The organism is Nocardia camponoti (assembly GCF_014646135.1).
Taxonomy (GTDB): Bacteria; Actinomycetota; Actinomycetes; order Mycobacteriales; family Mycobacteriaceae; genus Nocardia; species Nocardia camponoti.
Map to the genome: position 1 here is coordinate 108,514 of NZ_BMMW01000003.1, position 13,017 is coordinate 121,530.

The 13,017-nt window shown below is 64.0% G+C and carries 16 protein-coding genes; 11 read left to right on the forward strand and 5 right to left on the reverse strand.

The annotated features are described in order from the left end of the window. Positions 1–27: 27 nt before the first annotated feature. A complete protein-coding gene (gene upp, locus IEX78_RS15370) occupies positions 28–651 on the reverse strand; it encodes a uracil phosphoribosyltransferase (RefSeq protein ID WP_188829700.1) in 624 nt (207 codons plus the stop codon). Positions 652–802: 151 nt separating this feature from the next. Here upp and IEX78_RS15375 point away from each other — a divergent pair, with 151 nt between their 5' ends. Genes IEX78_RS15375 through IEX78_RS15395 form a run of 5 tightly spaced genes read left to right on the forward strand, consistent with a single transcriptional unit; the run spans position 803 to position 4,206 of the window. Beyond that, complete coding sequence (locus tag IEX78_RS15375; protein WP_308426544.1) at positions 803–1,120, forward strand: hypothetical protein; 318 nt, start codon at positions 803–805, stop codon at positions 1,118–1,120. Next, positions 1,117–2,253 carry a C40 family peptidase gene (locus tag IEX78_RS15380; RefSeq protein ID WP_188829702.1) on the forward strand — a complete coding sequence of 379 codons (1,137 nt, stop codon included), beginning with the start codon at positions 1,117–1,119 and terminating at the stop codon, positions 2,251–2,253. Before IEX78_RS15375 ends, IEX78_RS15380 begins: the two co-directional genes overlap by 4 nt. Further along, positions 2,250–2,603: a hypothetical protein gene (locus IEX78_RS15385; protein ID WP_188829703.1), complete on the forward strand. Its 354-nt coding sequence runs from the start codon at positions 2,250–2,252 to the stop codon at positions 2,601–2,603. The genes IEX78_RS15380 and IEX78_RS15385 overlap by 4 nt, the downstream gene beginning before the upstream one ends. Then, positions 2,600–2,953 (forward strand): YbaB/EbfC family nucleoid-associated protein, encoded by a 354-nt coding sequence (locus tag IEX78_RS15390; protein ID WP_188829704.1) that lies wholly within the window; start codon positions 2,600–2,602, stop codon positions 2,951–2,953. The genes IEX78_RS15385 and IEX78_RS15390 overlap by 4 nt, the downstream gene beginning before the upstream one ends. Positions 2,954–2,973: 20 nt before the next feature. Beyond that, the gene (locus tag IEX78_RS15395; protein WP_188829705.1) at positions 2,974–4,206 is read left to right on the forward strand and encodes a SatS C-terminal domain-containing protein; all 1,233 of its coding nucleotides are present in this window, start codon (positions 2,974–2,976) and stop codon (positions 4,204–4,206) included. On the opposite strand, the gene IEX78_RS15400 is transcribed toward IEX78_RS15395, so the two are convergent. The 3 genes from IEX78_RS15400 to IEX78_RS15410 form a co-directional block, all read right to left on the reverse strand. Further along, a complete protein-coding gene (locus tag IEX78_RS15400) occupies positions 4,207–5,307 on the reverse strand; it encodes an adenosine deaminase (protein ID WP_188829706.1) in 1,101 nt (366 codons plus the stop codon). It lies immediately after the preceding gene. Positions 5,308–5,401: 94 nt separating this feature from the next. Continuing rightward, positions 5,402–6,691: a thymidine phosphorylase gene (locus tag IEX78_RS15405; RefSeq protein ID WP_188829707.1), complete on the reverse strand. Its 1,290-nt coding sequence runs from the start codon at positions 6,689–6,691 to the stop codon at positions 5,402–5,404. Positions 6,692–6,710: 19 nt separating this feature from the next. Beyond that, on the reverse strand, positions 6,711–7,124 hold the full coding sequence (locus tag IEX78_RS15410; protein WP_188829708.1) for a cytidine deaminase: 414 nt from the start codon (positions 7,122–7,124) through the stop codon (positions 6,711–6,713). A gap of 302 nt (positions 7,125–7,426) precedes the next feature. Here IEX78_RS15410 and sdhC point away from each other — a divergent pair, with 302 nt between their 5' ends. The 6 genes from sdhC to IEX78_RS15440 all read left to right on the forward strand — a co-directional run bounded on the left by sdhC (position 7,427) and on the right by IEX78_RS15440 (position 11,840). After that, positions 7,427–7,831, forward strand: a complete 405-nt coding sequence (gene sdhC, locus IEX78_RS15415; protein WP_188829709.1) for a succinate dehydrogenase, cytochrome b556 subunit — start codon at positions 7,427–7,429, stop codon at positions 7,829–7,831. 4 nt (positions 7,832–7,835) lie between these two features. Beyond that, positions 7,836–8,273 carry a succinate dehydrogenase hydrophobic membrane anchor subunit gene (locus tag IEX78_RS15420; protein ID WP_188829710.1) on the forward strand — a complete coding sequence of 146 codons (438 nt, stop codon included), beginning with the start codon at positions 7,836–7,838 and terminating at the stop codon, positions 8,271–8,273. 16 nt (positions 8,274–8,289) lie between these two features. After that, a complete protein-coding gene (gene sdhA, locus IEX78_RS15425) occupies positions 8,290–10,059 on the forward strand; it encodes a succinate dehydrogenase flavoprotein subunit (RefSeq protein ID WP_229684025.1) in 1,770 nt (589 codons plus the stop codon). After that, positions 10,059–10,829: a succinate dehydrogenase iron-sulfur subunit gene (locus IEX78_RS15430; RefSeq protein WP_188829711.1), complete on the forward strand. Its 771-nt coding sequence runs from the start codon at positions 10,059–10,061 to the stop codon at positions 10,827–10,829. Before sdhA ends, IEX78_RS15430 begins: the two co-directional genes overlap by 1 nt. 107 nt (positions 10,830–10,936) lie before the next feature. Further along, positions 10,937–11,404 carry a hypothetical protein gene (locus IEX78_RS15435; protein WP_188829712.1) on the forward strand — a complete coding sequence of 156 codons (468 nt, stop codon included), beginning with the start codon at positions 10,937–10,939 and terminating at the stop codon, positions 11,402–11,404. 115 nt (positions 11,405–11,519) lie between these two features. Further along, a complete protein-coding gene (locus IEX78_RS15440; protein ID WP_188829713.1) occupies positions 11,520–11,840 on the forward strand; it encodes a hypothetical protein in 321 nt (106 codons plus the stop codon). 27 nt (positions 11,841–11,867) lie between these two features. Here IEX78_RS15440 and IEX78_RS15445 read toward each other — a convergent pair whose 3' ends face one another. After that, positions 11,868–13,010: a Fic family protein gene (locus IEX78_RS15445; RefSeq protein ID WP_188829714.1), complete on the reverse strand. Its 1,143-nt coding sequence runs from the start codon at positions 13,008–13,010 to the stop codon at positions 11,868–11,870. Between the last annotated feature and the right edge of the window lie 7 nt (positions 13,011–13,017).

Consider the following 13,017-nt stretch of genomic DNA (forward strand, 5'->3'; position numbering starts at 1 on the left):
ACGAATGATGCTCGCGCGGAGAGGATTTCATCGCGGACCGAACTGCCGATCACCCGCGTCGCCGAGGCCAGGAACGATGTAGGCATTCTCATTGAGTTTCTCGTCGATCGCGGCGGTAACCAACCGGACAGGAATGCCTGAGTCAGCAAGGGCGGCAACACCTTCCGGCGCCGAGACCACGCAGACAGCCGTAATGTCCTGTGCCCCACGCGCTTCCAACAGTCGCAAGGTGTGCAGCATCGAACCGCCGGTCGCGAGCATCGGGTCAAGCACGAAAACCGGAATGTTCGACAGGTCTTCGGGCAACGATTCGAGGTAGGGCACCGGCTCGTGAGTCTGCTCATCACGCGCGATCCCGACGAAGCCGACGCGCGCCTCGGGAACAAGGTCGGCGGCCGCGTAGACCATGCCCAGGCCAGCACGCAGGACAGGGACGAGCAGCGGTGGTGCGGCGAGGCGCACGCCTTCGGTGACCGCGACCGGCGTGTTGATCGGGGTGCGGACCACGGGCGCGTCGCGCAGCGCCTCATACATCAGGATGCCGGTGAGGTCGCCCAGCGCATTGCGGAAGGTGGCATTATCGGTGCGTTCGTCGCGCATGGTGGAAAGCAGCGTCGCGGCGAGCGGGTGGTCGACTGTGTCGGTGCGCATGTCGAAGACGATAGGGTCGTCACCCGAAGATGGTGGGCTGGCTGGGGAAATTTCACGATCGAGGGAACCGATCGCTGTGGCCATGCGTCCAATCAAGTGAATGCCGTACGCTGCCCGTGACTCGAAGATTGGGGGATGTTCGATGCAAAAAATGAGCGCCGACGCCGAGGGAATCGTCGCCTATAGCGGCACTGCCACGGTCATGTCCACCGAACTAGCCGGTGCCGCCGCGGGCGCTGCCGGTTCAGCTCCCGCCCTGCTCGGGCCGGTCATGGGCCTGATTGGTGGCGATTTCGTCGCCGCTTACAGCGCGGCACACGCCGGTCAGATCGCCGCCATCGCGCAACTGTCGGCGGTGATGGGCAGCATGAGCGCGGCAACCGCCAACGCGGCGGGCACGCTTGTCGCAACCGACGCCGACCACGCCGCCGCCATCGCCGCGGCCCAAGCGGGCGAGGTGGGCGCGTGATCGACCTCAGCGGGCTCATCCAACCGCTCTACACACTGCTTTCCAGCTTCGGCACCGGCGTGCTTGGTTCCGGCGGCGCGTCCGACGGGCTACGCACCACATCGACCAATCTTGAATCGATCCACGAACTCGGCCGATCGGGCATCAACGCGCTCAACACCGCTTGGGATGGCAAGGCGGTCGACGCGGCAACGTCGAAGGCGCTGCGGGTGCAGACGTCGTCGGCAACACTGTCCGATCGCGGAACCGAGATGGCGGCGGTAGTTGATCAGGCGGCCGCCTACGTGCAGACCGGGCAGAAGGATCTCGACGCGATCGTCGCGTCCTTCGCCACCGAGGTCAGCAAGCTCAGTCCCACGCTCGGCACGCCTGCCGGCCTCATGGCGGTTGTCTCGTCGGCCATCGACCACATCGGTCAGGGGCTTGGCGTTGTCGGGCGCGTGCAAGACGAGCTCAGTACGCAGACCGCGGCGATGACGTCGCTGACGCCAGCCCCTTCGAGTACCTCGTTGGCCGGGGCAAACAGCGCGCTTTCGACGGTGAGCTCCGGCCTTTCCTCGACATTGTCGGGTACCGGAACGTCGATGCTCGGCGCGCTTGGCTCCACGCTGTCGTCTGCCTTGAGCAGCACGTCTTCGTCGAAGTCGGGCACATCGAAGAATTCGACGAAGAACAGCACCGGCAACACGTCGTCGTTGAAAAACGGCACCGGTTCGTCGGCGGGCTCGTCCGGTACCGGCGTCAAGATCACCTTGCCCGACGGCAGCGTCGTCGAAGCGCCGAACAAGGAAGCGGCAACGGCGGTGCGGTCGGCGATCAGCGCGGTCGGCACGCCGTACGTGTGGGGCGGCAATACGCCCGGCTCCGGCATCGATTGCAGCGGGCTCACCAAGTACGCCTACGGCGAGGCCGGTGTCGAACTGCCTCGCCTCGCGCAAGAGCAGGGCGTCGGTCATCCCCAGGTATCCCCAGGCGACCTCATGCCCGGCGACCTCGCGGTCTGGGACGGGCACGTCGCGATGGTCATCGGCAATGGACAACTCGTGGAGGCGGGCGACCCGGTCTCCATCAGCTCGATTCGAACGGAGAACAGTGGCATGGAGTTCTACGGCTTCTATCGGCCTACCTCATGAGCGAACGACCAATTCCCGAAGTTCCTAACGTGGAAACCGCGGTGAGCAAAAACCGGTCGGGCACGGTCACCGTGCGGGCCACCAGCATGGGCCTGCCCATCGCGATCAAGTTTGAGCGCGGCGAGTACCAGTTTGGCGCCCAAGCACTCGCCGACGAGATCCTGCGGCTCACGAAGCGTTCGCAAATCGCGGCCGCCGCGAAACTGCGCGAAACCTACGCCGACGCGGCCGACATTCCCGACCCACTGCTCGACCGCTTGGGTCTGCCGACGCGCCGTGAGGCCGTCGACGAACTCGACCGCATCGACGACGCCGATACCGGCCAGACCAGTTGGATGAGGCCACTGTGACCGCGCAAATGGACGCCCTCGTCGCCGGAGTGCAAGAAAAACTGGCCGCGCTCGAAGCCGCGCTTTACGGGCTCAAGCAGGCCGAAGGCGAATTCACGAGCACCGACGGGCTCGTCACCGCGCGCGTCGATAGCAACGGCGCGCTCGTCGATTTACGCCTCGCCGAAGGCATCACGTCGCTGCCACCAACCGAGGCCGCTGAGCTCATCGTTGCGACCTGCCGCCAGGCAACAGAAGCGGCGAGTGCCGAGCGTTCGAAGGTCGTTGCCGCACTGAATAAATCGTTGGTTACGGGTGAAGGACAGACTGAGACCGGGTTTGTACCCGGGCCGGATAGTGCGCGGGGCTGAAGGTCGATAGGCTTCGCGTCATGGCTTCTGGAGACATCGTCCCGATCGAGCTCGGTCTGACCGATGGCGATCTCGTCACCCTATGGGCACCGCGCTGGCGCGACGGTGACGACGAGTGGGAGGCGTTCCTCGGACACGAGGACGACCTCTACGGGTTCGAGTCCGTCGCGGAGTTGGCCGGGTTCATCCGCACCAACACCGACAACGACCTCGTCGACCACCCGGCATGGACCCTCATCGCCGGGCTTTCGGCGGCCGAACTCGAACCTGAACACAACTTCAGCTTCGACCTCGTCGCCGTTCCCGAGCTGGCGGCGAGCGATCCCGAGTCCGAGGTTGTCGCCGAACTGGAAGACACCCTCGCGATGGTCCGCAACATCGGCGAGATCTGTGAGCTGGAAGCCGTCACCAAGTTCTTCGACGAGAACCCGGTACTCGGTGGGCTCGTCGCTGGCTCGGCGAGCTTCGAAGGTCGCGAAGGTGAGGAACTCTGGGACGAGGTCGGCGCGGCCATCGTCAAGAGCTGGGACAGCGTGCTCGACGCGATCGACGGTGTTGTCATCACGCCCGAGGTCGACGCGGCTGCCGTCGCGGTCGCCGAAGCGGAGTTGGCTGCCGCTGAGGAAAACGTGGTCGACGCCGACGACGTTGCCGATGAGGAAGAAGAGTTCGAACAGGTCGACCTCGATGCCGAGGATGAGGACGAGACGTTCTGGCACGGCGTCGGCATCGACCCGGTCAAGATCATCACGTCCGAGGGCGAGTTCTTCACGCTGCGCTGCTACCTCGACGACGAGCCGATCTTCCTTGGCGACGGCCAGTCGATCACGGTGTTCTCCTCCGAACGCGCGCTCGCCCGCTACCTCGCCGACGACCACGAGCACGAGCTATCGCGCGTGTCGACCTTCGACGAAGTGCAGACCGCCGCGATCGACGGTTCGCTTGAGGTCGAGGTCACCGACGAGAACGTGTACGTACTCACCGGCTTGGCCGAAGACCTCAGCGAAGGTCCAAGCGCGGTCGACACCGAACAGCTCGATCTCGCCATCGAATTGTTCTCTGACGCAGCCGATTACGCCGACGACGACTCGGTTGAGCAGGCACTCGCCCCGTCCAACCCGCTCGGCTGGTACGTGTCCTACCTGCTCAACCCCGACCCCAACCGCATGGCGCCCAACCCGCCGTTCGCGGCGGAGGGCACCTCGTTCCGCGAATTGCAGACCGCGTTCGAGGCGCGCCTCGTCCGGGAGTAATTACCCGAGCAACACCGCGTACCCGGGCTTGATCACCTCATCGATGATCTTGAGTCGGTCCGGGAACGGGATGAACGCCGACTTCATCGCGTTGATGGTGAAGCGTTCGAGGTCGGTCCAGCCGTAGCCGAACGTGTCGACCAGCTTGAGCATTTCCTCGCTCATGCTGGTATCGCTCATCAGACGGTTGTCGGTGTTGACCGTCACGCGGAAACGCAGGCGAGCGAGCAGGTCGAACGGGTGCTTGTCCAGTGATGGCACCGCGCCGGTCTGCACGTTCGACGACGGACACAGTTCAAGCGGAATGCGCTGATCGCGGACGTAGTTGGCGAGTTGGCCAAGGACCGCGTCGTCGACGCTGCTGCCGGGCACGGTGATGTCGTCGATGATGCGCACGCCGTGTCCGAGCCGGTCGCAGCCACAAAACGCGAGCGCTTCGTGAATCGACGGCAAGCCGAACGCCTCACCGGCGTGGATGGTGAAGTGCGCGTGGTTGGCGCGCAGGTATTCGAACGCGTCGAGGTGACGGGTGGGCGGGAAGCCAGCTTCGGCACCCGCGATGTCGAAGCCACCGACGCCCTTGTCCCTAAAGCGCAACGTGAGCTCGGCGATTTCGCGTGAACGGGCAGCGTGGCGCATCGCGGTAAGCAGCGTGGTTACCCGAATCGGCTGCCCAAGCGCCGCCGCTTCCGCCTCACCTTCGCGGAAGCCTTCGAGGGTGTACTCGACAACCTCGTCGAGGGTCAGTCCCTTTTCCAGGTGTTGTTCAGGGGCGAAGCGGATTTCGGCGTAGACAACGCCGTCGGCGGCGAGGTCGAGCGCGGCTTCCCTGGCAACGCGACGCAACCCTTCCGGGGTCTGCATCACCGCGACGGTGTGGGCGAAGGTTTCGAGATACCGCTCTAGCGAACCGCTGTCGGCCGCGTCGCGAAACCACTCGCCAAGATCTTTCGCATTGTCGGCGGGCAGGCCCTCGTAACCGCAGTCGGCGGCTAACTCAAGCACGGTCGCTGGACGCAACCCGCCGTCAAGGTGATCGTGGAGCAGGGCTTTCGGAGCTTGTCGGATCGAAGCAAGGTCTAATTTCGCCGGTCCAGTCATGTACCGACAGTAGTGCGCGACTCGTGAGTAGGCCCCGTTTCAGTGGCCCCAATCACGGTGCTTTCACGCACGGTTTACTGCGTTGTCACTCTGCTCAGTCGATGCGGGCCAAGATCAAGTCGGGCTGCTTCACGTCGTCGGTGTCGCTGATCTTGTACGCGCCGTCGAGTGCGTCGATCGCGCGCTCGAACGCGGCGGGGGTGTCGGTGTGCAGGGTGAGCAACGGCTGACCTTCGACAACGATGTCGCCGGGTTTGGCGTGCATCTCAATGCCAGCGCCCGCCTGGACGGCTTCGCCTTGCCGTTCGCGACCCGCGCCGAGTCGCCACGCGGCGATGCCGACGCCCATCGCGTCAAGCTGGGTTAACACGCCTGAACGCGGCGCGCGGACCACTTCCGAATGCTTCGCGACCGGCAGCGCGGCATCGGGATCGCCGCCCTGAGCGGCGACCATCGCGCGCCAGTGGTCCATCGCCTTACCGCTCGCGAGCACGTCCGCGGGGTCGACCGTCAAGCCCGCTTGCGCGACCATCTCGCGGGCCAAACTCAACGTCAACTCGACAACGTCAGCGGGCCCGCCGCCAGCAAGCACCTCAACCGACTCCGCCACCTCAAGCGCATTGCCCGCCGTGCGGCCAAGCGGGGTGTCCATCACCGTCAGCAGCGCGACCGTCTTCACGCCAGCGTCGCGACCAAGCTCGACCATCGCGGTCGCGAGCGCGTGCGCGTCGTCGCGGTTCTTCATGAACGCGCCCGACCCGACCTTGACGTCGAGCACAAGCGCGGCGGTGCCTTCGGCGATCTTCTTGCTCATGATCGAACTGGCGATGAGCGGGATGGATTCGACGGTGCCGGTCACGTCGCGCAGGGCGTAAAGGCGTTTGTCGGCGGGGGCGAGGTCGGCGCCTGCCGCACAGATAACCGCGCCGATGGCGGGGTCGGCGAGCATCGCCCGCATCGCGGGGACGGAAACGTCGGCTTGCCAGCCGGGGATGGATTCGAGCTTGTCGAGGGTGCCACCGGTGTGGCCGAGTCCGCGACCCGACAGTTGCGGGACGGCAGCGCCGCACGCGGCGACAAGCGGCGCGAGCGGGAGGGTGATCTTGTCGCCGACGCCGCCGGTCGAATGCTTATCGACGGTCGGCCGTGGCAGATCGGTGAAGTTCATTCGCGTGCCCGAGGCGATCATGGCCTCGGTCCAGCGCGCCGTTTCGCGACGTGTCATGCCGCGTAGCAGAATCGCCATCGCTAGGGCCGACATTTGTTCGTCGGCGACGACGCCGCGCGTGAACGCGTCGACTACCCAGTCGATTTGCGCGTCGGAGAGTTCGCCCCCGTCGCGCTTAGTTGTGATCACCGACACCGCGTCAAGCGAGTTAGTCATGCGCTCACTAAATCAGTGGTTACGCCGGTTCGCTACTCTGCCCAGCCGCTAAATCGTCGGGACCAAACGCGTAAGGCAGCAACTCGCTCAAGCGTTTTGGGCCATCGGGGTGATCGACGAGCAAATCGCCACCCCCATGCTCGAACAACATCTGCCGACACCTGCCACAAGGCATCAAAATCTCGCCGCGTGAATCGGTGACCGAGACCGCGATTAGGCGTCCCCCACCCGAGGAAATTAAGTTACCGACGAGTACACATTCGGCACAGAGCGTGAGTCCATATGAGACATTTTCCACATTGCATCCGCTCACCATCGCGCCAGTTGAACTGAGAGCAGCGGCGCCAACCGGAAAACGCGAATAAGGCGCGTACGCGCGCTCCATGACCTGAATCGCCTTGTCGCGCAAGGTTTTCCACTCGATATCGGCCATTGCGCACCCCTCGAAAGACCTGCGGCGGACCCCGATTTTCGGGCCTTCACGCCAGTATCGGACACCGAGAAAGGTTTACCTAACTCGCTGTTTTAGTGGCCAACGCCCGGTGATCCGAATTAGTTCCGCGTAACGGAGAGGATTAGAGTCATCCCAGATCGGTTCAGGTCCCGGCGCCAAGCCAGCGCTCCCTAGTATTACAGCGCGGCCACCTGGGTGTATTGCCTCTGCACGCAATAACTCGCGCGCAGGCGTCGGATCTGTGACCGGGTCCATCAACGACGTTGGAGGCACCGCACTCTATGACCACGATAGAAGCTCCGGCTCCGGCCCAGCCGAAGCGCAAGACGCTGTACCGCGGCGACCCTGGCATGTGGTCGTGGGCGCTGCACCGGATCACCGGTGTCACGCTATTTTTCTTCCTTTTCGTCCACGTGCTCGACACCGCGCTCGTGCGCGTGAGTCCTGACGTCTACGACCAGACGATCGCGACCTACAAGAACCCGCTCGTCGCGCTCATGGAAATGGGCCTTGTTGTTTGCGTGCTCTTCCACGCCCTCAACGGCGTCCGCGTGATCCTCGTCGACTTCTGGTCGCAGGGTCCGCGTTTCCAGAAGCAGATGCTCTGGACCGTGCTGGCGATCTGGATCCTGATCTCCGCCGCAGGCATCGGCCGCCAGTTCTTCTACCTGTTCACGGAGCACTGATCACATGAGCGTCGCACCTGTTATCGGAAAGTCCTACGACCGCCCGGCCAGCCTGGACCTCCCCCGCTCGCCGCGCCCCCGGTCCAACAGCAACTTCGAGAAGTACGCGTGGCTGTTCATGCGCTTCTCCGGTCTGCTGCTCATCGTGCTCGTCTTCGGGCACATGTTCATCATGTTGATGATCGACGGCGGCGTGCAGCGGCTGAACTTCGCCTTCGTCGCGGGTCGCTGGGCGAGCCCGTTCTGGCAGATCTGGGACCTGAGCATGCTCTGGTTGGCCCAGCTGCACGGCGGCAACGGTCTCCGCACCGTCATCGACGACTACTCGCGCAAGGACTCGACCCGCTTCTGGCTCAAGACCGCGCTCGTCGTCTCGATGATCCTCGTGCTGGTCACCGGCACGTACGTCATCTTCACCTTCGACCCCAACATCACTGGTTAGGAACAGGCCACTTCGCATGAGTGAATCCCGACCGATTCAGGAACACCGCTACGACGTGGTCATCGTCGGCGCTGGTGGCGCCGGCATGCGCGCGGCGATCGAGGCGGGCCCCCGGGCTCGCACCGCCGTCCTGACCAAGCTTTACCCGACCCGCAGCCACACCGGCGCTGCTCAGGGTGGCATGTGCGCCGCGCTGGCCAACGTCGAAGAAGACAACTGGGAATGGCACACCTTTGACACCGTCAAGGGTGGCGACTACCTCGTCGACCAGGACGCCGCCGAGATCATGGCCAAGGAGGCCATCGACGCGGTAATGGACCTGGAGAAGATGGGTCTGCCGTTCAACCGCACGCCTGAGGGCAAGATCGACCAGCGTCGCTTCGGTGGTCACACGCGCGACCACGGCAAGGCGCCCGTTCGCCGTGCGTGTTACGCCGCCGACCGCACCGGTCACATGATCCTGCAGACGCTGTACCAAAACTGCGTCAAGCACGACGTTGAGTTCTACAACGAGTTCTACGTGCTCGACCTGGTCATGACCGACACCGAACGCGGCCCCGTCGCGACCGGCGTTGTCGCCTACGAGCTGTCGACCGGCGAGATCCACGTCTTCCACGCGAAGTCGATCGTGTTCGCCACCGGTGGCTCGGGCCGCATGTACAAGACCACGTCGAACGCCCACACCCTCACCGGTGACGGCATGGCGATCGTGTTCCGCAAGGGCCTTCCCCTTGAGGACATGGAGTTCCACCAGTTCCACCCGACAGGTCTCGCCGGACTCGGCATCCTGATCTCGGAGGCGGTTCGTGGTGAGGGCGGCATCCTGCGCAACGCCTCCGGCGAGCGGTTCATGGAGCGTTACGCACCGACCATCAAGGACCTCGCGCCCCGCGACATCGTCGCGCGTTCGATGGTGCTTGAGGTTGCCGAAGGTCGCGGCGCTGGCCCGAACAAGGATTACGTCTACATCGACGTGACCCACCTCGGCGAAGACGTGCTCGAAGAGAAGCTCCCCGACATCACCGAGTTCGCGCGCACCTACCTGGGCGTCGACCCGGTCAAGGAGCTCGTCCCGGTTATGCCGACCTGCCACTACGTGATGGGCGGTATCCCCACCCGCATCCGTGGTGAGGTGCTGCGCAACAACACCGACATCGTCCCCGGCCTTTACGCCGCTGGCGAGTGCGCGTGCGTTTCGGTGCACGGTGCCAACCGTCTCGGCACCAACTCGCTGCTCGACATCAACGTGTTCGGTCGTCGCGCCGGTATCGCCGCCGCCGAATACGCGCAGCGCACCGAGTTCGTTGAGATGCCCGAAAACCCCGCGCAGATGGTGCAGGACTGGCTTTCGCTGATCCTGTCGGATCACGGCAACGAGCGCGTCGCCGATATCCGCACCGAACTGCAGGCGACGATGGATGCCAACGCGGGCGTGTTCCGCACCGAAGACACCCTCAAGAAGGTGCTCGGCGACATCCACGCACTCAAGGAGCGGTACACGCGAATCACGGTGCAGGACAAGGGCAAGCGCTACAACAGCGACCTGCTCGAAGCCGTCGAGCTTGGCTTCCTGCTCGAACTGGCTGAGGTCACCGTCGTCGGCGCGCTCAACCGCAAGGAATCGCGCGGCGGCCACGCTCGCGAGGACTACCCGGATCGCGACGACACGAACTACATGCGCCACACCATGGCGTACAAGGAGGGTCCGGAGCTCATCTCCGATATCCGCCTCGACTACAAGCCGGTGGTGCAGACCCGCTACGAGCCGATGGAGCGTAAGTACTGATGACTGCCGCCGTAACTGAGACTCCGCAGAAGGCCGCGCCGGTTCCCGACGGCTCGGTCCTGGTCACCGTCAAGGTGGCGCGGTTCAACCCCGAGGACGACAAGGGCGCGTACTGGGACACCTTCCAGGTGCCGGTGCTCCCGACCGACCGCTTCCTCAACGTCTTGATCTACATCAAGTCCTACCTCGATGGCACGCTGACCTTCCGGCGTTCCTGCGCCCACGGCGTGTGTGGTTCCGACGCGATGCGCATCAACGGCGTGAACCGCCTTGCCTGCAAGGTGCTCATGAAGGATCTGCTGCCCAAGGGCGACAAGACCCTGACGATGACCGTCGAACCGATCCGCGGCTTGCCCGTTGAGAAGGACCTCGTCGTCGACATGGACCCGTTCTTCGACGCGTTCAAGGCGGTGAAGCCGTACCTGATCACCTCGGGCAACGAGCCGACCCGTGAGCGCATCCAGAGCCAGGCCGACCGCGCGCGTTTCGATGACACAACCAAGTGCATCCTGTGCGCGTGCTGCACCACGTCGTGCCCGGTTTACTGGAGCGACGGCAGCTACTTCGGCCCGGCCGCGATCGTGAACGCGCACCGCTTCATCTTCGACAGCCGTGACGAGGCCGCCCGCGAGCGCCTCGACATCCTCAACGACACCGAGGGTGTGTGGCGCTGCCGCACCACCTTCAACTGCACCGACGCATGCCCGCGTGGCATCGAGGTGACGAAGGCGATCCAGGAAGTGAAGCGCGCCCTGCTCTTCACGCGCTAGGAAGTTGTTGGCCGAAAGCCGCTTACGTCCCCCGACGTGAGCGGCTTTCGTCGTTGCAGGGTCGAGTCCTGGTGCGGGACAAGCACTTTGGTCGATAGCATCGGCGCATGTCGCAATCGTGGGTTCCTCTCTTTTATGACCGCGCTCGCGGAGCTGAGATCGTGATGGGCGTCAGCGCGGTCGCCATCATCGTCGGGCTATGGCTGCCGATGCTGACGGGCAAGGACACCTTCCCGCGCCGCGAGGTGAGCTTTTCGGTATGGGACTTCCGCGATGCTGGGACGCCACTGGTTTCGTGGTTAATGATCGGTGCGCTCATCCTGCTCGGCGTCGCGCTGCTACCGGATCGCTACAACGCGTTGGTAGTCCGCACATTCGCACTATGCGTCGCCTTCGCCGAGGCAATCGCGCTGCCCATCGTGATCACGTTCGGCTACCGAGACGTGCCAAACGGCGACGTCTCAATAACCTTCACCCCGTGGTTGCTGGCCCTAATCCTCGCCGTCGCAGCCGCATTCGTTGGGGCGCTGATGGTGTTTGTAGCTGACTTCACGCGCGCGGCAGCAAGGCGTTGAGCGCGTCGGCTGGCTAGTGACCATTGTCGTGTCGCACGTCAGTCAGGGACGGGTTAAGCTACGCCGTTCCCCTGCCGGGGAACTTTAAACCCGTTGTGCGAAGGAACTTTTCAGCGTGGACAACTCGCTAGTGCCCGTCATTTCTAATCCGATCACCAAGTGGCTGTGGCGGTCGCGAGTCGCGATCATCGCGTTTGTCGTGCGCATGGGCAAGCAACACGTCGACGCGTGGACTCGGCCCGACGGCCGCGCGGCAATCGCCTGGGGCGCTGGCATGTTCCTCGGCCCGATCGGCATCCCTTTCGCCGTGGCACTGGGAGTCTGGTCGCTGCGCCAACTCGACCACGAGGACCAGAACGGCCGCGACCTAGCAATCGGCGCCCTAATCGCCGCCCTTGCATGGACAACCGCCGCAGCCCTGTACTTCCTCGCGTAACAGGCGCGACGAGGAGCTGCCCGCCTACTAATCTGATGGGTACGGTTCGCGCAGAAACTGGGTAGTGACTTGGTCGTGCACTTCGGTCGCGATGGCTTGCAACTCGGGGCTGCCGACATAGCGCCGGGTGCGGGCGTGGCCGACTGGGACAATCAGGCCCATTCGCTGAAGTTGCTGGATATCGCGCACGGAAACGTCGCGGGTGAGGTCTTCGTCGGTGGCATAGGTCGCCCGACGAAGATGGCCCTGAGCGGCGGCGTACAGTGCGGCGATGGTGCGTTCGGGAAGTCGGTTCCGCGTCGCGGCCTCATCCATCCGCGCCCACAACTGAGCCGCGAATTCGAACCGACGTTGCACTCCTTGAGCCTGCAAATGATGTGCGCGCAGAGAAAAGCGCACCCAGTGATGGGTGTCGTTGCCTGGCGAAAAGGTGCCCTTCTGGGTCTTGCGCAGCGCGGCGTAGTACTCAAGGGTGTTGATCTCCGACATTCCCAACCACTCCTCGATACTGGAGAACTCGGGGGCCAAGACCTGTTCACGGGCGAGGACAAGCGTGTGCAGACAACGCGACATTCGCCCGTTCCCATCGCGCCACGGATGGATCGAGACAAGATTCAAGTGGGCGAGCGCGGCGCGGACGTAAGGCGAGGCGTCGCGGTCGCCGTTGTTAAGCCAGTCGATCAATTCCGTCATTAACTCCGCGACCTCGTCGGCACCAGGTCCCTCGTATACCGGTGGCTGCCCTGCGCCGCCACTCACCCAAATGCCGCCGGGACGATAGCGCCCCGGCCATTGATCAAGATGGTGTTTCACCAGCATGAAGTGCAAGACCGAAAGCAGCATCTCCTCGTAGCGAAACGCGGCGAAATGAGCTGCCTGTTGGACGTAGGTGAGCGCATCCTTGTAGCCCTCAACCGCTGCTCGGGTGTCTCCGTCCGCCTCTGCCGACATCTGCTCGCCCGACGCGAGCGCCATCGCATCATCGACGCTGATGGTGTAGCCCTCGATGGTGTTGGAACCGCGAATCGCGGCCGCCGACAGACTGCGACGTAGTTGCCCTTGCCAACGGCGTGGTTCTGCCAGTCGGTGCCTAAACTGGTCGCGGAATTCCTCGATTTCCTCAAGTACTCGCAGGTCGGCGGCATCTAGTTCGGGCACTTGAAACAGCATGCGACGA